General features: G+C 67.0%; 20 protein-coding genes. 16 read left to right on the forward strand and 4 right to left on the reverse strand.

The genetic code is table 11. The features are described from left to right. The first annotated feature begins 46 nt into the window (after positions 1 to 46). From KW83_RS10130 to KW83_RS10145, 4 genes are all read left to right on the forward strand, one after another. Positions 47 to 1342 (forward strand): NAD(P)/FAD-dependent oxidoreductase, encoded by a 1296-nt coding sequence (locus KW83_RS10130; RefSeq protein WP_036178078.1) that lies wholly within the window; start codon positions 47 to 49, stop codon positions 1340 to 1342. Next, positions 1339 to 2109 (forward strand): DUF1365 domain-containing protein, encoded by a 771-nt coding sequence (locus KW83_RS10135; protein WP_036178080.1) that lies wholly within the window; start codon positions 1339 to 1341, stop codon positions 2107 to 2109. Before KW83_RS10130 ends, KW83_RS10135 begins: the two co-directional genes overlap by 4 nt. Before the next feature lie 134 nt (positions 2110 to 2243). Then, positions 2244 to 2810 carry a DUF3833 family protein gene (locus tag KW83_RS10140; RefSeq protein ID WP_036178082.1) on the forward strand — a complete coding sequence of 189 codons (567 nt, stop codon included), beginning with the start codon at positions 2244 to 2246 and terminating at the stop codon, positions 2808 to 2810. Then, the gene (locus KW83_RS10145) at positions 2807 to 3538 is read left to right on the forward strand and encodes an SDR family NAD(P)-dependent oxidoreductase (protein ID WP_036178084.1); all 732 of its coding nucleotides are present in this window, start codon (positions 2807 to 2809) and stop codon (positions 3536 to 3538) included. The genes KW83_RS10140 and KW83_RS10145 overlap by 4 nt, the downstream gene beginning before the upstream one ends. Positions 3539 to 3542: 4 nt before the next feature. Here KW83_RS10145 and KW83_RS10150 read toward each other — a convergent pair whose 3' ends face one another. From KW83_RS10150 to KW83_RS10160, 3 genes are read right to left on the reverse strand one after another with little or no spacing between them, the layout of a single operon-like run. After that, positions 3543 to 4685 (reverse strand): saccharopine dehydrogenase C-terminal domain-containing protein, encoded by a 1143-nt coding sequence (locus KW83_RS10150; protein WP_036178086.1) that lies wholly within the window; start codon positions 4683 to 4685, stop codon positions 3543 to 3545. A gap of 52 nt (positions 4686 to 4737) precedes the next feature. Further along, positions 4738 to 5793: a saccharopine dehydrogenase gene (locus KW83_RS10155; protein ID WP_036178088.1), complete on the reverse strand. Its 1056-nt coding sequence runs from the start codon at positions 5791 to 5793 to the stop codon at positions 4738 to 4740. Positions 5794 to 5802: 9 nt separating this feature from the next. After that, entirely contained in the window at positions 5803 to 6444 is a 642-nt protein-coding gene (locus KW83_RS10160; RefSeq protein ID WP_036178090.1) for a histidine phosphatase family protein, read from the reverse strand. Positions 6445 to 6599: 155 nt separating this feature from the next. On the opposite strand from KW83_RS10160, the gene KW83_RS10165 reads away from it, so the two are divergent. From KW83_RS10165 to KW83_RS10200, 9 genes are all read left to right on the forward strand, one after another. Further along, positions 6600 to 8561, forward strand: coding sequence for an AMP-binding protein (locus KW83_RS10165; protein ID WP_036178092.1), 1962 nt, complete (start codon positions 6600 to 6602; stop codon positions 8559 to 8561). After that, positions 8558 to 8971, forward strand: coding sequence for a hypothetical protein (locus KW83_RS20585; RefSeq protein WP_152563558.1), 414 nt, complete (start codon positions 8558 to 8560; stop codon positions 8969 to 8971). The genes KW83_RS10165 and KW83_RS20585 overlap by 4 nt, the downstream gene beginning before the upstream one ends. Continuing rightward, entirely contained in the window at positions 8968 to 9786 is an 819-nt protein-coding gene (locus tag KW83_RS10170) for an ABC transporter ATP-binding protein (RefSeq protein ID WP_036178094.1), read from the forward strand. Before KW83_RS20585 ends, KW83_RS10170 begins: the two co-directional genes overlap by 4 nt. Positions 9787 to 10155: 369 nt before the next feature. Beyond that, positions 10156 to 11142 carry a branched-chain amino acid ABC transporter permease gene (locus KW83_RS10175; protein ID WP_036178096.1) on the forward strand — a complete coding sequence of 329 codons (987 nt, stop codon included), beginning with the start codon at positions 10156 to 10158 and terminating at the stop codon, positions 11140 to 11142. Positions 11143 to 11181: 39 nt separating this feature from the next. Then, positions 11182 to 11436, forward strand: a complete 255-nt coding sequence (locus tag KW83_RS10180) for a hypothetical protein (protein WP_036178097.1) — start codon at positions 11182 to 11184, stop codon at positions 11434 to 11436. Between the two features lie 15 nt (positions 11437 to 11451). Continuing rightward, on the forward strand, positions 11452 to 12528 hold the full coding sequence (locus KW83_RS10185; RefSeq protein ID WP_036178098.1) for a branched-chain amino acid ABC transporter permease: 1077 nt from the start codon (positions 11452 to 11454) through the stop codon (positions 12526 to 12528). A gap of 70 nt (positions 12529 to 12598) precedes the next feature. After that, complete coding sequence (locus tag KW83_RS10190) at positions 12599 to 13879, forward strand: ABC transporter substrate-binding protein (RefSeq protein ID WP_036178099.1); 1281 nt, start codon at positions 12599 to 12601, stop codon at positions 13877 to 13879. Positions 13880 to 13915: 36 nt separating this feature from the next. After that, the gene (locus tag KW83_RS19165; RefSeq protein ID WP_051928424.1) at positions 13916 to 15157 is read left to right on the forward strand and encodes a patatin-like phospholipase family protein; all 1242 of its coding nucleotides are present in this window, start codon (positions 13916 to 13918) and stop codon (positions 15155 to 15157) included. 12 nt (positions 15158 to 15169) lie between these two features. After that, positions 15170 to 16021 (forward strand): ABC transporter ATP-binding protein, encoded by an 852-nt coding sequence (locus KW83_RS10200; RefSeq protein ID WP_051928425.1) that lies wholly within the window; start codon positions 15170 to 15172, stop codon positions 16019 to 16021. A 248-nt stretch (positions 16022 to 16269) separates the two neighbouring features. Here the strand turns inward: KW83_RS10200 and KW83_RS10205 are convergent, their stop codons facing one another. Then, complete coding sequence (locus KW83_RS10205) at positions 16270 to 16602, reverse strand: hypothetical protein (RefSeq protein WP_152563559.1); 333 nt, start codon at positions 16600 to 16602, stop codon at positions 16270 to 16272. Between the two features lie 191 nt (positions 16603 to 16793). On the opposite strand from KW83_RS10205, the gene KW83_RS10210 reads away from it, so the two are divergent. The 3 genes from KW83_RS10210 to KW83_RS10220 all read left to right on the forward strand — a co-directional run bounded on the left by KW83_RS10210 (position 16794) and on the right by KW83_RS10220 (position 20779). Beyond that, entirely contained in the window at positions 16794 to 18011 is a 1218-nt protein-coding gene (locus tag KW83_RS10210) for a phenylacetate--CoA ligase family protein (RefSeq protein ID WP_152563563.1), read from the forward strand. 40 nt (positions 18012 to 18051) lie between these two features. Then, positions 18052 to 19668, forward strand: a complete 1617-nt coding sequence (locus KW83_RS19170) for a peptidoglycan-binding domain-containing protein (RefSeq protein WP_051928426.1) — start codon at positions 18052 to 18054, stop codon at positions 19666 to 19668. A 73-nt stretch (positions 19669 to 19741) separates the two neighbouring features. Next, the gene (locus tag KW83_RS10220; RefSeq protein WP_036178105.1) at positions 19742 to 20779 is read left to right on the forward strand and encodes a LacI family DNA-binding transcriptional regulator; all 1038 of its coding nucleotides are present in this window, start codon (positions 19742 to 19744) and stop codon (positions 20777 to 20779) included. The last annotated feature ends 25 nt before the right edge of the window (positions 20780 to 20804 follow it).

Genomic DNA, 20804 nt, shown 5'->3' on the forward strand with positions numbered 1-20804 from the left:
GTGCCTGTACGCGACAACAGACACCCTGCGGAGACGCCGAGTCCACATGCCGTTCGAGACCCCCCACCCGCCCCGCCGCATCGCCATCATCGGCGGCGGCATATCCGGACTTGCGGCGGCCTGGCTGCTGAAGTCCGACCACCGCGTGACCCTGTTCGAGGCCGCGCCGCGGCTGGGTGGCCATGCCCGCACGGTAATCGCCGGAAAGCGCGGCGATCAGCCGGTGGACACCGGCTTCATCGTCTTCAACCGCGTCAACTATCCGCATATGTGCGCGATGTTCCACGAATTGCGCGTGCCGGTCGTCAACAGCGACATGAGCTTCGGCGCCTCGCTTGACGGGGGGCGGTTCGAATACGGCCTCAAGGACGCCCGCGCCATGTTCGCGCAGCCTCGAAACGCCCTCGACCCCCGCTTTCTGCGGATGATCCGCGACATCCTGCGGTTCAATGCCCGCGCGCTGGGGGCCGCGCAGGATCCGGATCTGAGCCTGCGCGATTTTCTCGACCGGATCGGGACCGGAGCGTGGTTCCGCGACCGGTACTTGCTGCCGCTTTCCGGGGCGATCTGGTCCACCCCGGCACAGGGTATCCTGGATTTTCCGGCGCAGGCGCTGGTGCGATTCTTCGACAACCACGCGCTGCTGCACCACAGCGGCCAGCACCAGTGGCTGACGGTAGAGGGCGGATCCGTCGAATACGTGCGCAGGTTGTCCCTTGCGCTGGAGCGCGCCGGGGTCGCGGTGCGCACCGGTACCCCGGTCCGCGGAATCCGGCGCGATGCGGCGGGCGCCGTGGTGACGACCGAGACCGACGAGCCGGAGGCCTTCGACGACGTGATCCTTGCGACCCATTCGGATCAGGCGCTGGCGCTGTTGGCCGATGCCCGACCAGAGGAGCGCGCGGCCCTCGGCGCGATCCGGTATCAGCCGAACCGCGCCGTGCTCCACGCCGACGCCTCGGTGATGCCGCGCCGCAGGCCAACGTGGTCGTCGTGGAACTATTGTGTTCCGGCCGGACCGCCGCCGGAACGCATCGCCCTGACCTACTGGATGAATTCTCTCCAGCCGATCCCGAAGGACGACCCGCTTTTCGTGACCCTGAACCCGACGCAGGCGATCGATCCGGCGCTGATTCAGGATCAGGTCGATTTCGCCCATCCGGTCTATGACGCCGCGGCGCAGCTTGGCCGTGCCCGGATCGCCGCGATGAACGGCGCCCATGCGACGTGGTTTTGCGGCGCGTGGATGCGCGACGGCTTCCATGAGGACGGATTCGCCAGCGCCGTCGATGTGGCGCAGCGGTTGGCCCAACGCGGGGCCGCACCGGTCGCCGCGGAATGACCCCTGTGGCCCGCGTCGAACATATCGCCGGGCGCACCTTTCACGGACGCAAGGACGCGATCCGCAACCGCTTTACCTACGGGATCGACTATGTGCTGGTCGATGCGGAGGCGCAGGTGGCGGCGCCTGCGCTCTTTTCGCGCAACGGGGCGAACCTGGTTTCCCTTCACGATTCGGACCACGGCGGACCGCCCGGTGCCGGACGGGGGGCGGCCTGGGTCCGGGACGTGCTGGCAGAGCACGGCGCGGGCCACATCGCCCATCGTATCGACCTTTTGGCACAGCCGAGGGTGTTGGGGCATGTCTTCAACCCCGTCGCCTTCTGGCTGGTTCACGACGCCGCGGGCAGGCTCCGCATGGTCATCGCAGAGGTCACGAACACGTTCGGAGACCGCCATTCCTATCTCTGCCACCATGACGATTTCGCGCCGATCAGGGAGTCCGATCGGCTGAAGGCTGCCAAATGCCTCCACGTCTCGCCTTTCCAGCGCGTCGCCGGGCACTATGTCTTTTCATATAGCATACGGCCGGACCGGGTTTCGATCCGCATCGATTTCACGGAAGGGGACGGAGGATTGGTCGCCACTTTGGACGGATCGCGCAAGCCACTGAGCGCTGGTTCAATTCTGCGCGCCTGTATCCGACGGCCGTTCGGCGCGCGCCGGGTGCTGGGTCTGATCCACTGGCAGGCGTTCCGTCTCTGGTGGAAGGGCGCGCGGTATCGCCCGCGACCCGAACCGCCCACCCAAGAGACCAGCCGGTTTTGATCCACGCCCCCCCCGCGGATTCGATCCGCGCGACATCGTTGCAAGGAACCTCGTGCGGCGTCGGACGCTGGCAGGGGACCGGTCGTTCACCCGCGACGGGCCGGACCGGGACCGAACCCGAAAGGACAGGATGAATGGAAGTATTCGTCTACCTGACCGTCATTCTCGGCATCCTTGTCGGTCTGGCCGCGATCCGGTCGCGGTTCCTGTCGTTCCGGGGCCAGCGCCCGTCCGAATACCAGGGGCTGGGGCCGGATCTGGACCTGCGCCGGGCGCTCGACGGTCAGAACCTGTGCGAAGGGGTCGTTTTCGGTCCGACGGGCCGCATGGCTTCCCGGTTTCTTGCGACGATGACCGGCAATTGGACCGGCGATACCGGTGTGGTGGAGATGCGGTTCACATTCGACGGGGGCGCCACCCAGACCCGGTGCTGGCAGCTCTCGGTCGGCGAAACCGGCCTGTTCGAGCTTGAGGCCGACGACGTGATCGGCACCGGACGCGGCCAGGTGGTCGGCCCCACCGCGCAGTCGATCTATACCATCGTGCTGCCGGAGGACGCGGGCGGCCACAAGCTCCAGGTGACGGACTGGATGTATCTGACCGAGGCGGGAACCATTCTGAACCGCAGTCAATTTCGCAAGAGCGGCATGCTGGTGGCCGAGCTGATGGCCACGATCCGGAACAATGAGGCGGCGCAATGAGAGACTGGCAAGGCAAGCGGTACTGGATCGTCGGAGCGTCCGAGGGGCTGGGCCGCGCGGTGGCGACCAAGGTGAGCCGGGCGGGCGCGCGGGTGCTGCTTTCGGCCCGGAGCGAGGACCGGCTGACGGAACTGGCGAACGAGCTCACCGGACCGGCCGAGGTGGTGCCCTGCGATGTCTCCGATGCCGACAGCGTTGCCCGCGCCGCCGAGGCGGTGGGCGATATCGACGGGCTCATCTATCTGGCCGGGGTCTACTGGCCCCAGCCCGCCACCGAATGGTCCCCCGAAGAGGTCACGGCCATGGCCGACATCAACTTCACCGGGGTCTGCCGCGTGCTGGGCCATGTCGTGCCGAAGATGGTCGCCCGCGACGCGGGGCATATCGTGCTGACCGGATCCCTTTCCGGGTTCCGGGGCCTGCCGAAGTCCATCGGCTATGCGGCGTCGAAGGCCGGGGTCATGGTCTTGGCCGAGGGGATGCACGCCGACCTCAAGAACACGGGCGTCAAGGTTCAGCTGGTCAATCCGGGTTTCGTCCGCACCCGCCTGACCGAGAAGAACGACTTCAAGATGCCGCAGATCATGGAGCCGGAAGCCGCCGCGCGAGAGGTGTTCGAGCATATTTCCGGAGACGGGTTCGCGCGGAACTTCCCAACCGGCCTTGCGACCGCGTTGCGGGGGATGAACCTCTTGCCCGACGCGCTCTATTTCCGGATCGTGTCCTGACGGATCAGGCCAGCCGGTCCACGACCTGCAAGTATTGCGCCAGCGCTGCGATCTCCGACAGGAACCGCGCGACCAGCGGGGGATCGTTCGTGGCGGCATGGAGGCCCGGCGCAATGTCGCCGCCGATCACGGCCTCTACCGCCAGCGCCACCGGGACGGAAACCAGCCGCGCCATGGCACTGCCCCGCGCGTCCCCACTGGCGTCGAGCACGAAGGTCCGGTGCCAGACATCCGCTCCGTCCCGAGCCGCGCGCAGATCGACCACCAGCACCACGCGGTCGGCCTCATCGGGCCCATAGGCGTTCTCGGCCCAGAGGCGGTCCGACATGTCGCTGAGGCCGGCGTCGCCCTCCGGGCCGTCGAGGGCCTCGATCTTGCCGAACACATGCGTCCAGGCCTTGGCCCAGCCGTCCAGGCGCAGTGTGCCGCGCACGAAGTCGCGCAGGTCCCAGGACGGGTCGATCCCGTATTGCGCCACGAACGGCAGGCTGTCGCGATTGGGATAGACCTCGAACCGCTCGCGACGGGGGAGGGGGGCCTCAAAGGTCGAAAGAGCCTCCCAGGGCCGTGCCGCCTCCAGGATCCGGCCGTCGGAGAGCGAGCGCGAAGGCGTGCGCAGGGCCTTCAGAACCCCCAGCGGCGACCATGAGAACTTGTATCGGAACGGGTTGGAAATGCGGGGGATGCCGCCGCAATAGCTCAGGAAATGCAGCTGGTTGGCCGGATCGAACGCGTCGCTGCCGCGATACTCTGCCAGCAGGCCGTGGGCCATCAGATGGTCTATGCCGGGATCGAGGCCGATCTCGTTCACCAGGGCCACCCCTTCGGCGCGGGCCGGCCCGGCCAGCGCGCGCATCTCCGGGGCGGTGTAGCTCGATGACACGAAGTTCGCGCCCGCCGCGATGGCCGCGCGCGCCAGCGGAACGTGCCAATCCGCGGGCAGCATGGACACCACCACGTCGCCGGGCGCCAGGATTGCGGCCAGCGCGTCCGCGTCGAAGACGCGGATCCGGTCGGTCAGATCGCCCACCGCCGCCTCCGCCTTGCCCGGAGAGCGGTTCCAAACCTGCACATCGTGACCCGCCCCGATCAGCCGCCGAAGGCCGGGGATCGCCGACAGGCCCGTTCCGCACCAGTGGATGGTCATCGCCCGCCCCGTTTTGCTCCGGCATCGACCTACGACAGCCCGCCGCCTTCGGTCAATCGCGGGGCAGGTGCGCCTCAAAGGTTTCGCGGGCGCGGCCCCAGATCCCCTCGTCCATCCGGTCCAGGGTCAACAGATGCGGCAGCAGTTGTCCGGCGAAGTCGCGGGAGGATTCGACCGGCAGCAGGGCCGGCAGGTTGTCGATGGCCATGACGTCGAGAGGCGGCGCGTCGCGGACCCGCCGCACCGGCGCGTCCCAGCCGGTGGTCCGGTCATAGACCCGGACCGGGTTGAAATCGGAGCCCGGGTCGCAGGCGATGTCCCCGATCACCCCCAGCGCGCGGGGTCGGGCGGCGGCATCGTCGTCCACGAAGACCGGCGTCCCCGGACCGGCCAGGATGCAGTTGAGGAACAGCCCGTGCTCCAGGATCCCGGGAAACGGCCCGCCATGAGCCGTCTCCGCCACGTCCCATCCGGTCACGGAAACGTCCAGCCGGTCGCAGAGATCGCGCGCGCCGTGCCCGACGCGTCCCAGGGCGCCGATCACAAGCGCATCGGGCCGCGTCACGGCATCGCGGTCCAGAGCGTGCCGCACCATGGCCAGCAGCGCGTCCGCCGAGGCGCTGACGCCGACCGGCGGGCAGATCCCGCCCGCCTTCTGCGCCCCCCAGGCCAGGACCGACACGGCGGCCCCGGCGAAGCCGGCCCAGTAGCCGAACGCCGCAACCCGCCGCCCGTCCGTGCCCGTCAGATATTCGAGGTCGTAGAGCGCGCCGCCGCCGGCGCCGAAGCGCCGCAACAGCCGCGCGCCGTCCTGCTGCCCTTTGTAGGCATGGCCGAACATGATGTGCCGGTGGCGCAGGGGCGTGCCGTCGTCCGGCAGTTCCTTCAGCCCGAACACGATGGCCGGGGTCGGCGCGTCGCGCCAGGCGCCCTCTGCCGCGTCCTCTGCCCCGGCCTCAAGGTAGGGTGCATGGGGCAGGGCGCGCTGGCGGCTCCGCTCGACCGTCACCCGGAAGCCCGCGGCGCATAGATCCCGCACGCCGTCGGGGGTCAATCCGGCCCTGGCCTCGTTCGGGCGGCTCTCGGCGCGGATCCACAGATGGGTCATGGTCCGGCCTCAGTAGTGGGTGCGCGCGTCGCGCCGGTCCGTCCCGTCGAGATGCGGCACCGCGTTGAACCCGGACAGGATCATCGCCCCGCGACGGATGCGGAACCGGTGGACGGATGTGTTCAGGATCGGCAGAAGCACCTGGCTCAGCCGCTCCATGTCCAGCCCCAGCACGTGGCGCAGGGCCATGCCGATGACCCCGCCGGAGGTTACGCAGAGCACGCGGTGTCCCTCTTCGGCGGCATCCTCCAGCACGGCCGTCACGCGGGTCTCGAAGGCGGCGAAGCTTTCGTCCCCCTGGATCTCTGCGGCGTACCAGGCGCGCATGACCTTGGGCAGATGGTCCGGAAATCCGTCCTGGCCGGGCATCGGCACGTTGTGGCGGTCCTCTAGCGCGGCGCCGAGATTGAAATAGTCCATCTCGTTCAGACGCGGATCCGGCGTGGCCGCGACGCCCATCGCCTCGGCCGTTTCCCGGTGGCGGCGCAGGGTGCCGCAGAGCACGGCGTCGAACGGGGCCTCGGACGACCGGACCCAGTCGCCCAGCCATTCCGCCTGACGCCGGCCCAGCTGGCTCAGCCGGTCGTAGTCCTCTTCGTTGGTCGCGGTGCTGTTGGCCTGCCCGTGACGCACCAGGACGATCTCGCCCATGCGGTTCTCCCCGTTTCCGATCCGCTTTGCCGTAGTGCCTTGGGCGCGCGGGCGCAAACGCTCCGCGTCTTGACCGGTCGTGAAAATCGGTCAGTGTGGACCGACAAACCGCCGCAGGGCGGATCGGCCGGCAAACGGTCTGGGGAGGATCGGACGTGAGCGAGACAGCGGTCTCAATTCCTGCGCTGCTGGCGCGGAACGTGGCGCATTTCGGCGCCCGGACGGCCTATCGCGAGAAGGAATTCGGAATCTGGCAAAGCTGGACCTGGGCCGAGACCGCGGATGAGATCGAAGCGCTGGCGCTGGGGCTGCTGGACCTGGGCCTGGCGCAGGGCGAGCATGTGGTCATCTCCGGGCGGAACCGCCCGGCGCTCTACTGGTCCATGGTCGCCGTCCAGGCCGCCGGCGGCATCCCTGTGCCGATCTACCAGGACGCCGCGGTGGAAGAGATCGGCTATCAGCTGGACCATTCGCAGGCGGTGTTCGCCATCGCCGGAGATCAGGAGCAGGTGGACAAGCTCACGGAGGCGTCGGCGGGCACGGAGGGGCTGCGCCGGACCGTCTATCTCGATGCCCGGGGCCTTCGGAAATACGATCATGCGCGGCTGGTTGCCTACCGCGACCTTCAGCAGGCGGGGCGTGATGCCAAGGACCGGTTGGGGCCCGAGCTGGAGCGTCGGCGCGGAGCCGCGGCATACGACGACACCTGCATCATGCTCTATACCTCCGGCACCACGGGGCGTCCCAAAGGCGTGGTGCTGTCGAACCGTAACGTCATAGAGACAGCCAAGGCGTCCTGCGACTTCGACCGCCTGACCGAGCGGGAGGAGATCCTGGCCTACCTGCCGATGGCCTGGGTCGGCGACTACATCTTCAGCATCGGGCAGGCCTACTGGTCCGGGTTCTGCGTGAACTGTCCCGAAAGCCCCGACACGTTGCAGGCCGACCTGCGCGAGATCGGGCCGACCTATTATTTCGCCCCGCCCCGCGTGTTCGAGACTCAGCTGACCACGGTGATGATCCGCATGGAGGATGCCGGCCGGCTGAAGCGGGGGATCTTTCACCACTTCATGGACCACGCCCAGAAGGTCGGCCCCAGGATCCTGGACGGTGAGCCGGTCGCCATGACGGACCGGCTGAAATACCGACTGGGAGAACTGCTGGTTTACGGACCCTTGAAGAACACCATGGGCTTTTCGCGGATCCGCGTGGGCTACACCGCAGGTGAGGCCATCGGCCCGGAGATCTTCGATTTCTACCGCGGGCTCGGGATCAATCTCAAACAGCTCTACGGCCAGACGGAGGCGACGGTGTTCATCACCCAGCAGCCCGACAACCAGGTCCGGTCGGACACCGTGGGCGTCCCGTCGCCGGGGGTGGAGATCCGGATTTCCGAGGCGGGAGAGGTCTATTATCGCTCTCCGGGCGTGTTCGTGGAGTATTTCCGCAACCCCGAGTCGACCGCCGACACCAAGGATGCCGATGGCTGGGTCGCCACAGGCGACGCCGGCTTCATCGAGGACTCGACCGGCCACCTTCGGATCATCGACCGCGCCAAGGACGTGGGCAAGCTGGCGGGCGGCGGGATGTTCGCGCCCAAATACGTCGAGAACAAGCTCAAGTTCTTCCCCAACATCCTGGAGGCGGTGGTGTTCGGCGCCGGCCGCGAGCGCTGCATGGCGTTCCTCAACATCGACCTGAACGCCGTCGGAAACTGGGCCGAGCGCAACAACCTGTCCTATTCCTCCTACCAGGAGCTCAGCCAGCATCCCCGCGTGCTGGAGATGCTGCGCGAGCACGTGGCCGAGGTGAACGAGAGCGTGGCGCAGGACGACATGCTGTCGGGCTGCCAGGTCCATCGGTTCTGCGTGCTGCACAAGCAGCTCGACGCCGACGACGGCGAGCTGACCCGCACCCAGAAGGTCCGGCGCAAGGTCATCGGCGAGAAGTTCGAGGACCTGGTCAAGGCGCTCTACGCCGGCAAGGACGAGATCTACACCGAGACCGAGGTCACCTACGAGGACGGCCGCAAGGGATCCATCAAGGCGACGCTCAAGATCCAGGACGCCAAGGTCTTTCCGGTCAGGGACGCCGAGCAGCGGGAGGCGGCGGAATGATTGGCTCTTCTGAACTCTCCGGGTCCCAACTTGATCGCCTGATCGAGCTAAGTGCCGCCCTCCTAAGCCCCATCGTTGCAATGTTTGCGCTTATTCTTGCCATTCAATCGTTCCGCTTGGCCAGGGCTAAGCGAAAAGATGACCTTTTTCAGCAACGGTATGAGTTCTATTCGGAGCTAGAAACGTGGTGGCTTTCTACTGGAAATGCGGCTGACGGTCCAAAGACACTTGGCGCGGAATGGTACGATCTCCGCGGACCGGCACGCAAGTCTCGCTTCCTATTTGGGCCGGATATTGAAGAACACATTCTTAGCTTGGAGGATAAGACGCATGACGGCCACCCTTGGGTTGTCGATGAAGCTTTCGAACGCCCATTCTTGAGATATCTTGAGTTGAGGGCATCGGCATGAAAGACACCGCCGACAGCTACGTGACCGAGGACGGCCGCACCATAGGGGGGCAGATCCTGGATCTGCGCGGCATCACCCTGCGGTTCGGTGGGGTGGAGGCGATCAAGGACATCTCCTTCGACATCCGCGAGGGTGAGATCCGCGCCATCATCGGGCCGAACGGGGCGGGCAAATCCTCGATGCTCAACGTCATTTCCGGCTTTTACGTCCCGCAGGAGGGTGAGGTCTGGTTCCGGGGGCGGAAGCGTCCGCAGATGAAGCCCTACCAGGTGGCGCGTGACGGCATTGCACGGACGTTCCAGAACATCGCCCTGTTCGAGGGGATGACGGTGCTCGACAACGTGATGACCGGGCGGCTGAACGACATGACTGCCGGGATGCTCGCCCAGGCGATCTGGAAGGGCCGCGCCGAGCGCGAGGAAACCGCGAACCGCGAGAAGGTCGAGCAGATCATCGACTTTCTCGAAATCCAGCACATCCGCAAGACGCCCGTGGGCCGCCTGCCCTATGGCCTGAAGAAGCGCGTGGAACTGGCCCGTGCGCTGGCGGCCGAACCGGATCTTCTGCTGCTCGACGAACCCATGGCCGGCATGAATGTCGAGGAGAAGGAGGACATGAGCCGCTATATCCTCGACGTGAACGACGAGATGGGGACCACCATCGCCCTGATCGAGCATGACATGGGCGTGGTCATGGACCTGAGCGACCGTGTCGTGGTGATGGATTACGGCAAGAAGATTGGCGATGGCACCCCGGACGAGGTGCGCAACAACCAGGCCGTCATCGACGCCTATCTGGGGGTCGCCCATGACTAGGCCACCAGAGCGGCCCGCGGCGTCACGGCTCCGGATCGTCGGAGCGCGTGCGGCGGAGGTGCCGATTGGCGCGGTCGTGTGGGTCGCCGTGGGCGTCGATCGAAACGGCCCCGTCGCCCAAACACAGCCCGTACTTTCCGACCGAGACGGCCGTTGCAGGGCAGACCTCCTGGCCATCCAAGGCCCGAAGACCGCTGGTGTCCGGTCCTTCTCTGCCCCACCGGATCACGGTCGCGCAACGGCCGTCCCCGCCGGCGACCCCGTCCGCGCCGGGAGCGGCACGGTTTCCGTCCGCTGCGGCCTTTCTTCCATGCGCTGCGGGCGTAGTCCGATCCGAGCGTCCCACGCCGATCATCAAGGAGCGGCCTGATGCCGGATCAACTACTCTTCGCGACGGAGGTCGTCCTGAACGGCTTCATGGCAGGGGTGCTCTATGCGCTGGTGGCGCTGGGCTTCGTGCTGATCTTCAAGGCATCGGGGATCTTCAACTACGCACAGGGGGTCATGGCGCTCTTTGCGGCACTGACGCTGGTGGGGATCATGGACGGTCAGGTTCCGTTCGCGCCTCTGATCAACGCGGTCTTCGGCACGAACATCCACGGTTTCGGCTGGACGGTCCCGGCACTCGCGGCGATTCTAATCACCATGGTCGTCATGGTGATTTTCGCGATCGTCGTGAACTGGCTGGTGCTGCGGCATCTGGTCAACCAGGACCCGATCATCTTGTTCATGGCGACCATCGGCCTTGCCTATTTCCTGGAAGGTCTGGGCGACATGATGTGGGGTTCCGAGATCAAGACGCTCGATGTCGGCCTGCCCCAGGGGCTGAACAGCTGGATCGACGAGGCGACGTTCAATATCTTCGGCTATGGCTTCTACATCGACAACCTGGACATCTCGGCCGCGATCATCGCCGCGATCCTGGTGACCGGGCTGGTCGCGTTCTCGCAATACACCAAGCAGGGGCGCGCGCTCCGGGCCGTGGCGGACGACCATCAGGCGGCGCTGTCGGTGGGGATATCGCTCAACTTCATCTGGGTCTTGACGTGGTCCATCGCCGGCTTCGTGGCGCTGGTCGCCGGCGTCATGTGGGGGGCGAAGTCCGGGGTGCAGTTCTCGTTGAGCCTGATTGCGCTCAAGGCTCTGCCGGTGCTCATGCTGGGCGGGTTCACGTCGATCCCGGGCGCGATCGTCGGCGGCCTGATCATCGGCGTGGGGGAGAAACTCTTCGAGTTTCTTGTGGGGCCGCTGGTGGGCGGCGCGACGGAAAACTGGTTCGCCTATGTGCTGGCGCTGATCTTTCTGGTGTTCCGCCCCCAGGGGCTGTTCGGCGAGAAGATCATCGAACGGGTGTAGCGATCATTCGGCGAACGATCGTGCCTTCGGCGGATGGGCATGGACAAGGGTGATGCAGGGCAGAACGGTTGGCAAGGCAGCGGCGGCGGGGCGGCGGAGGTGAGGATCGTCAGCCAGACCTTGAGCCTTATCGGGATGCTCGCCATCGCGGTGGTGATCGCGGTCGTGGCGCGCGGCATCGGGGCGGGCGGCGTGCCCTGGCTCAGGGTCGTCGCGGTACTCGCCCTGGCCGGCCTGTGCTTCTGGGCCGCGGGCCGGGTGCGGCGGGCCGACGACGGCGACGCGGACGGATGAGAGAGAGGACGACAGATGCTCTATCGTGAGGCGGGCGACTTCAAGTCGAGCTATGCCGAGGACAGCCAGACCTTTCCGATCCGACTGGACCGCAGGGCGTACGTTGCGCTGGTTGCGGTGGCGCTGGTCGTCGTGCCCTTCGTGGTCAACGACTACTGGGTGAACGCGGTCCTGCTGCCGCTTCTGATCTATGCCATCGCGGCTCTGGGGTTGAACATCCTGACCGGCTATTGCGGTCAGGTCAGCCTTGGCACCGGCGGTTTCATGGCGGTCGGCGCCTACGGTTGCTACAAGCTGATGACCGCGTTCCCGGACATCAACATCGCCGTTCTGGTGATTCTGTCGGGGCTCATCACCGCCGCGGTGGGGATGCTCTTCGGTCTGCCATCGCTCAGGATCAAGGGGTTCTACCTGGCCGTGGCCACGCTTGCGGCGCAGTTCTTCCTGGTCTGGCTCTTCAACCGGGTGCCGTGGTTCTACAACTATTCGGCTTCGGGCCAGATCAGCGCGCCCGAGCGTACGCTGATGGGCTTTCGCATCACCGGACCGGAGACCCAGGCCTGGGCGACCTATCTCTTCACCCTGGCGTTCGTCTTCGCGTCCGCGTGGATCTGCCGCAACCTGACGCGCGGCGCCATCGGACGCCGGTGGATGGCGATCCGCGACATGGACATCGCGGCAGAGATCATCGGGGTCGACCCGCTCCGCGCCAAGCTGTCGGCCTTCGGCGTGTCGTCCTTCTTCATCGGCGTGTCCGGCGCGCTCTTCTTCGCGGTCTACCTCGGCGCGGTCGAGGTGGGTGAGGCGTTCGGCATCGACAAGTCGTTCCTGGTACTCTTCATGGTCATCATCGGTGGACTCGGCTCGATCCTGGGTTCGTTCCTGGGCGCGGCCTTTATGGTTCTGCTGCCGGTCCTGCTGAAGAACCTGCTGGTCGGCGGTCTGGGATGGCCCACGGACCTGGCCGCGCATCTGGAACTGATGATCGTCGGCGGACTGATCGTCTTCTTTCTCATCGTCGAGCCGCACGGACTGGCGCAGCTCTGGCGGATCACCAAGGAGAAATTGCGGATCTGGCCGTTCCCGCACTAGGGTCCGGTCAGGGCGGACCCGGCGCGGTCCATCATCAAGACGCCCCAAGAGGGTGCAAAGGGAGGAAACAATGAAAAAGATCATCGCCGCACTTGCGGTTACCGTGGGGCTGGCGACGCCGGCCTTGGCCGAACTGACGTTCCCCAGCCTCAGCTACCGCACCGGGCCCTACGCCGCCAACGGCATTCCCTTCGCGGACGGCTATGCCGACTATTTCACCCTGGTCAACGAGCGCGACGGCGGCATCGGCGGCGAGACGATCAACATGATCGAATGCGAGACCGGATATAACACCGAAAAGGGCGTGGAATGCTACGAATCCACCAAGGGAGAGGGCGCGCTTCTGTACCAGCCCCTGTCCACGGGCATCACCTACCAGTTGATCCCCCGCGTCTCGGCCGACGGCATCCCGATGCACACGCTGGGCTATGGGCGCACATCGGCGTCGAACGGCAAGGTGTTCAAGTGGATCTTCAACTATCCCGCCACCTATTGGGACGGTGCCTCTGTCGCCATCAAATATCTGCTGGATGAGAACGGCGGCGATCTTTCGGGCAAGAAGATCGGGCTGGTCTATCACAATTCCGCCTATGGCAAGGAGCCGATCCGCACCCTGACCGAGCTGAGCGCCAAGCATGGATTCGAACTGCTGGAGCTGCCGGTGGATGCGCCGGGCCAGGAGCAGCGATCTACCTGGGTGCAGGTGCGTCAGCAAAAGCCCGACTACATCCTGATGTGGGGTTGGGGCGTGATGAACCAGGTCGCCGTTCAGGAAGCGGTCAACATCCGCTTTCCCATGGAGAACTTCATCGGCATCTGGTGGTCCGGCTCCGAGAACGACGTCAAGCCGGCGGGACCGCGCGCCGACGGCTACAAGGCGCTGAACTTCCACGCCGCCGGCGCCGACTTCGCAATCTACGACGATCTCGAACAATACGTGTTCTCGACCGGCAAGGCCGCCGGCGCGGGCGATCAGCAGGGAACGGTGCTTTACAACCGCGGGCTCTATGCCGCGATGATCGCCGTCGAAGCGGCGAAGAAGGCGCAGGAGATCCACGGCACCGCCGCGATCACGCCGGCGCAGATGCGCGACGGTCTGGAGCAGCTTGAGATGACCGACGAGAAGATGACCGAACTCGGGCTCGACGGCTTCGGCCCCACCTTCGCGGCGAGTTGCGAGAACCACGGCGGATCCGGCAAGGCCGCGATCAACCAGTGGAACGCCGAGACCGGAACCTGGGAGGTGCTCACCGACTACATCCAGTCCGACCAGGAGCTGATCCAGCGGCTGGTGGAGGAGGACAGCCTCGCTTATGCCGAAGAGAACGACATCGAGCTTCGGTGCCAGTGACCCTTGTCCGCCGGCCGTAGCATCCGGGCGGGCGGCATGAGCCGCCCGCGTGCCGCGCGGTTCCTGCTGCCGGCGCTGATGCTTCTCGCTCTCGGCGGTTGCGGCACTGCGCAGCTGCCGGATACGTCCTGCGGCGGTACGCTGAGGGTCGCGCCCGCGGAAACCTTGCCATCCGCGACCGGCCCGGCGGCACCGGACGTCCGCACGGTGATCGTCGGAGCCCGGCAGATGGAGTCGCGCGTCGCGGAGGCCGTCGCCGCAGAGGCCGCCACCGGCGCGGCCGGGCCGGTCCGCCTGAAGGTACTGATGCTGTCGGCGGGCGGGCAGTACGGTGCGTTCGGTGCGGGGTTCCTGCGCGGCTGGGCGGACCGACCCGGCGGCAGGCCCGGCTTCGACCTCATCACCGGGGTCAGCGCCGGCGCGATCCTTGCGCCGGCGGTTCATGCCGGGCCGCGCTTCGGCGGCGCGCTGGACGTCTGGGACGGGCTGGATCAAAGTGACGTCTATCGCCTGCGTATCCCTTCGCTGCTCTTCGGCGCGCCCTCAATCGCATCCGTGGCCCCGCTCGAACGGCTGTTGACGCGTTCCATCACCCCCGATCTTCTGGAGGCCCTTGCCGCCCGGGAACGGGCCGGCGACCGGCTCTTCGTGTCGGCGGTCAACCTCGATACCAGCCGCGCCGAAATCTTCGATCTGGGCGCGCTTGCCGCATCGTCGCTGAGCCCCGAGGCCAAGGGCGCCTGCCTGCGAGAGGCCGTTCTGGCCTCTGCCGCGATCCCGATCCTCATGCCGCCCCGCCAGATCGAAGGCGCGCTCTATGCCGACGGCGGCCTGCGCGACCAGGTGTTCCTGACCTCGGTCGAGAACGGGCGCCTGGCCGGCGGGCGGTCCTCCGGCCGTCCCGTGGAGGTCGAGGCGACGCTGATCGTCAACGGCGCGCTGGACCCGCCGAAAGGCGCCGTAAAGCGGACGCTTTTCGGTTTCGGTGCACGCTCTGTGCTGACCCTGGCGGACGAGGTGCTTCGCGAATCCGTGCTGGACGTGGTGGAGTTCGTGGAAGAGCGCCCGAACTGGACCCTGCGCGCCATGGTCGCGCCCGACATGGACTTGTCCGCCTGTCTCGACGCCGGCGAAGGAGAGGGCGGCCAGTTCGACGCATGTATCACCGGCGCGCTCTATGCCGAAGGCCGGCGCGCGGCGACCGCGCCGAGGATTGACTGGATGACATCGCGGGACCTGGCCCGTCGCGCCGGACGCTACGGCGCCGGCGATCAATGAGGAGAAAGCGACATGAGTACCGCCGAGACCGAAACCCTTGTCCGGGCCGTCCCCGGACCCGCAGACAAGCTGCTCGACGTCACCAACATAGAGGTGATCTACAACTCGGTCATCCTGGTGCTGAAGGGCGTCAGCCTGTCGGTCCGGAAGGGCGGGATCACGGCGCTTCTGGGCGGGAACGGGGCGGGCAAGACCACCACGCTCAAGGCGGTGTCGAACCTGCTGAAGTCGGAGCGGGGAGAGGTGACGAAAGGGACGATCGTCTATCGGGGCGAACGGGTGGACGATTCGAACCCCGCGGAGATGGTCAAGCGCGGCGTCATCCAGGTCATGGAGGGGCGCCACTGTTTCGAACATCTTACCGTCGAGGAAAACCTGATGACCGGCGCCTACACCCGCGGCGACGGGCGCGCCAAGGTCGAGGACGACCTGGATCTGGTCTATACCTATTTCCCGCGTCTCAAGGAGCGGCGGAAGAGCCAGGCGGGCTATACGTCCGGTGGTGAGCAGCAGATGTGCGCCATCGGTCGCGCGCTCATGTCCCGCCCGGAGACGGTGCTGCTCGACGAGCCCTCGATGGGCCTCGCCCCGCAGCTGGTCGAGGAGATCTTCGCCATCGTCAAGGACCTCAACGAGAAGGAGGGCGTGAGCTTTCTGCTGGCGGAGCAGAACACCAACGTCGCGCTCCGGTTCGCGCATCAGGGCTATATCCTGGAGTCGGGTCGCGTCGTGATGGAGGGCAATGCCGCGGAATTGCGCGAGAACCCCGACGTAAAGGAATTCTACCTTGGGATGTCGGACGAAGGGCGCAAATCGTTCCGCGACACGCGCTCCTACCGCCGCCGCAAACGGTGGCTGTCCTGAGGCGATTTTTTCGCGGATCTTTCCCGGTCTCCGCGGATCAAAATCCGCAAGTTGCGCGTTTACTGTGCGTCATCGGCCATTCGTTGCGCCGGTGCCTTTTGTGGAGTAACAATCATGAAACCTATCCTTCTTGGAACCATCAGCGCCGTTGCCGTGTCCCTTGGCGCCGGAAGTGCCTTCGCCGCGTCTCATTCCAGCGGCATGGCCACTGTGACCTGCGAGCAGTTTCTGGCCCTGCCGGCCGCCGATCAGGAAACCCAGGCCAACGCTCTGAAGACGGCGTCGGGCGTCTCGGGGTCGTCCGGTAGCGCCAGCATGTCGTCCGGCGGCGATACGTCGGGCGGCTCGGCGGAGGCCACGGGCTCCGCGACCGGCGGCGGGTCGACCACCGATACGGAGATGCCGTCCACGACGGCGACGGATGGCTCCTCCGGCATGTCGGCGGACGGCTCGTCTTCGGCGGCCTCCAGCGGCAGTTCGGCCATGTCGTCCTCCGGGGGCAGCTCGGCTGGCGACACGTCCGGCTCGATGCCGAGCGAGACCGTGGTCGCGCTGATCACGATCTGCGAGAACACCAGCATGGACCCCGGCGCGATGGACCAGTCCGGTACGGACGCGACCGGCGGTGGAAGCACCACCTCCAACTGATGCGGCGACGCGGCGCGGAACCGTTCGCGTTCCGCGCCGATGCATATCGGGTGGCCTCCGCGGCGCTATCCGATAACATCCCGCCCGAGATTGCCTGACCGATGACCTACGGCACATGAGGGGGATGACCATGACCGACGATCTCGAATTCCGCAGCGCCGACGATCGCGCCGCCGACCTGGCGACGGCGCTGCCAGCGCAGTTGCGGCGTGCGCAGGCGCTGGGCGGCAATACCGGCCTGTCGGATGTCGATGTCGAACGCATCACCGACCCCGCGGCGTTGTCGCGCCTGCCGGTCATGCGCAAGGCCGATCTGGCCGCGGCACAGGCGGCGTCCCCTCCGCTCGGGGGCTATGCCGCCGATCTCGGGGCGTTTACCCATCTCTTCCAGTCTCCCGGCCCGATCTATGAGCCCGGACGGGTGGCGGACGACTTCTTTCGCCTCGGGCGGTTTCTGCGCGCCGTCGGCATCGGTCCCGGCGACGTGGTGCAGAACTGCTTTGGCTACCACCTGACGCCGGCGGGGATGATGTTCGAATCCGGTGCCCGCGCGGTCGGGGCCGTGATCGTGCCCGCCGGCACCGGGCAGACAGAGCTTCAGGTCCGCGCCGCCGCCCATCTGGGGGTGACCGCCTATGCCGGGACGCCCGATTACCTCAAGGTCGTTCTCGAAAAAGCCGATGACATGGGCGTGGCGACCGCCATCACCCGCGCGGCCGTCTCCGGCGGCGCGCTCTTCCCGTCGCTGCGCGGCTTCTATGCCGATCGCGGAATTGCCTGTCTGCAGTGCTACGCCACGGCCGATCTGGGCAACATCGCCTATGAGAGCGACGCCATGGAGGGTCTGATCGTGGACGATGGCGTTGTCGTGGAGATCGTGACCCCCGGCACCGGCAATCCGGTGGAGCCGGGCGAGGTCGGAGAGGTCGTCGTCACCACGCTGAACCCCGACTACCCGCTGATCCGTTTCGCCACCGGCGATCTGTCGGCGGTGCTGGAGGGGACCAGCCCCTGCGGGCGGACCAACATGCGGATCAAGGGATGGATGGGCCGTGCCGACCAGACCGCGAAGATCAAGGGCATGTTCGTGCGGCCGGAACAGGTGGCGGAGCTTGTGGCCCACCACCCTGAGGTTGCCCGCGCCCGGGTGACCGTCACCCGGGAGGCGGAAGCCGACGCGATGCATGTGGCGCTGGAGACCGATGCGCCGGGCGCACCCGCCGCGTACGAGGCCAGCGTACGCGACCTGCTGAAACTGCGCGGCACCGTCGAGCTTGTCGAACCCGGCACCCTGCCGCGCGACGGCACGGTCATCGACGACCGGCGCAGCTACGATACCTGACGGGGCGTTGCCGCGCCGTTTTCCATCCAAAGGACATCCCATGCGACACTTGCTTACCGCATTTCTTCTGGCCGCATCGGCCGCGCCTGCCCTGGGGCGGGAGGCGGCGCTGCTGGTCGGCAACGACAGCTACGACACGCTCGACCCGGTGGCGGCGGCGGGCGGCATCGGCGATGCCGCCGACGCGCTGTCGGATGCGGGGGTGGACGTCACTGTGGCGCGGAACGCGGGGCGCGCGGCGCTTCTGGACAGCCTGCGCGGCCTGTCGGACGGTACGGCTGAGGCGCAGGCCGTTGTTCTGGTCGGCCGGTTCGCGAACTTCGGCAACGAGTCCTTCTTTCTGCCCGTCGAGGCCCCGGGCACCGGTCCCGTGGACGGTATCGCAGCGGGGATCCCGGTCTCGGCCGTGGCCGAACTTCTCGCGCGCAGACCGGGCCGCGCCGTCCTGATCCTGGGCGCGCCGGAAGAAGGCGCGTTCCCGGACGTGGACCTGCCCCAGGGCGTCACGCTGATGCTCACCGATGCCGGGGGTGCGGTCCGCGCCGCCCGCGAGGTGCTGGCCCGGCCCGGGGCCGCGCTGGCCTCTGCCGCCGGGGACGACCTGCGGATTGCGGGTTTCGCCCCGGCCGGGCTTTCGTTCCTGCCGGACGCACCCGCCGCCCCGCAACCGGTACAGGCAACCGCACAGCCGGTCGATATCGAAGAGGATTACTGGCAACTCACCCGGAACCGGGACGACGTGGCCGCCTATCGCAACTACCTTGACCGCTACCCCGGCGGCCGCTTCGCGACCGAAGCGCAGGCCCGGATCGACCGTCTGACCGAAACGCCGGAAACCCGCGCCGCGCGGGCCGAAAGCGCCCTTGGACTCAACCCGGCCGGCCGGCAGGACGTCCAGCGCGATCTGTCGGTTCTGGGCTACGACACCCGCGGGATCGACGGGATCTTCGGCTCTGGCACGCGGTCGGCGATCCGCGGCTGGCAGTCCCGTGAGGGGCTGGACGCCACCGGTTACCTCACCGCCGACCAGCTGGCCCGTCTCGACCAGCAGGGCGCCGCCCGCGCCGCCGAACTGGAGGCAGAGGAAACCCGTCGCCGGGAGGAGACGCGCGCAGAGGACGAACGGCTGTGGTCCTCGCTCGGCGACAGCCGGAGCGAGGCGCAGTTGCGGCGCTACCTCGACCGTTTTCCGGACGGCGCCCATGCACAGACCGCCCGCGCCGAACTGTCCGCCCTTGACGATGCCCGCGCCGCGCGGGGCGGCACCGCGCAAGGCGAACGCCGCCGCTGGCAATTGACCCGCCGCGAGAATACCGCCCAAGGCTACCGTGCCTATCTGCGGGAATACCCGAACGGCCGTTTCGCGGAAGAAGCCCGCGCCGCCATCGCGGAGCTTGACCGCGCCCGCCCGCAGAACAGAGAGGCGGAGGCCGCGGAAAACGCGCTGGGCCTCAGCCCGGCGGTCCGGCGCGCGGTCGAGCAGCGTCTGGCCGCCCTCAGGCTGGACCCCGGTGCCGTGGACGGAGAGTTCGACCAGGCGACCCGGGCCGCCCTGCGCCGCTATCAGCAATCGGCGGGGATTCCCGATACCGGCTACGTGAATCAGATCACCGCCGTCCGCCTGCTGGCCGACAGCCTGCGCGACGTGCTGCAGTGATCCGCGTCGGACAGTCACTTTCCACAAGGGGATGTTTGCGCTAATCCCTATCTGACCCCCCAAGGAGCGCGCGATGAACGATCACCCGATACCCCCCCGCCGTCCGATGACGCTCAGGGATGTATCCGAAGCCTCGGGGGTCAGCGAGATGACCGTGAGCCGTGTGTTGCGCAACCGGGGCGACGTCAGCGCGGCCACGCGGGAGCGCGTCCTGACCGCGGCCAAGGAGCTGGGCTACGTGCCCAACAAGATCGCGGGGGCCTTGGCCTCCAGCCGCGTGAACCTGGTCGCCGTCATCATCCCCAGCCTGTCCAACATGGTGTTTCCGGAGGTCCTGTCGGGCATAACGGACGTGCTGGACCAGACCCACCTGCAACCCGTTGTCGGCGTGACGAACTACCGTCCGGAGCGCGAGGAAAAGGTGATCTACGAGATGCTGTCCTGGCGCCCCTCGGGTGTCATCATCGCCGGGATCGAGCACAACGACACCTGCCGCCGGATGCTCCGCGCCGCCGATGTCCCGGTGGTCGAGATCATGGACGTGGATGGCGAACCGGTGGATTCGGTGGTCGGGATATCTCAGCGCCGCGCAGGTCGGCTGATGGCCGAGGCGATCCTGAAGCAGGGGTTCGAGCAGATCGGGTTCCTGGGCACGCAGATGCCGCTCGACCACCGGGCGAGAAAGCGGTTCGAGGGGTTCACCGACACGCTGGCCAAGGCGGGCCGGGAGGTCGTCGACCAGGAGTTCTATTCCGGCGGTTCGGCCCTGAAGAAGGGCCGGGAGATGACGAGAACCATCCTTGAGCGCAGCCCCGATCTGGACTTTCTCTATTACTCCAACGACATGATCGGTGCGGGCGGTCTGCTGTGGTGCCTGGAACAGGGGATCGAGATCCCCCAGCGGCTGGGTCTTGCCGGCTTCAACGGCACCGAGTTGCTGGACGGTCTGCCGCGCAAGCTTGCGACCATGGATGCGGGTCGCCTGGCAACGGGCCGGGAAGCGGCCAAGATCATCGCCGCCCGAGCCGACGGCTCCCTGACCGAGCCCAGGCGTCTCGAGATCGAGCCCAAGATCGAGTTCGGCGATACGCTCAGGCGCTACAAGCCCTGATCGTCCGCGGCTCTGAAAGCCCGAG

The organism is Palleronia rufa (genome assembly GCF_000743715.1).
Taxonomy (GTDB): domain Bacteria; phylum Pseudomonadota; class Alphaproteobacteria; order Rhodobacterales; family Rhodobacteraceae; genus Palleronia; species Palleronia rufa.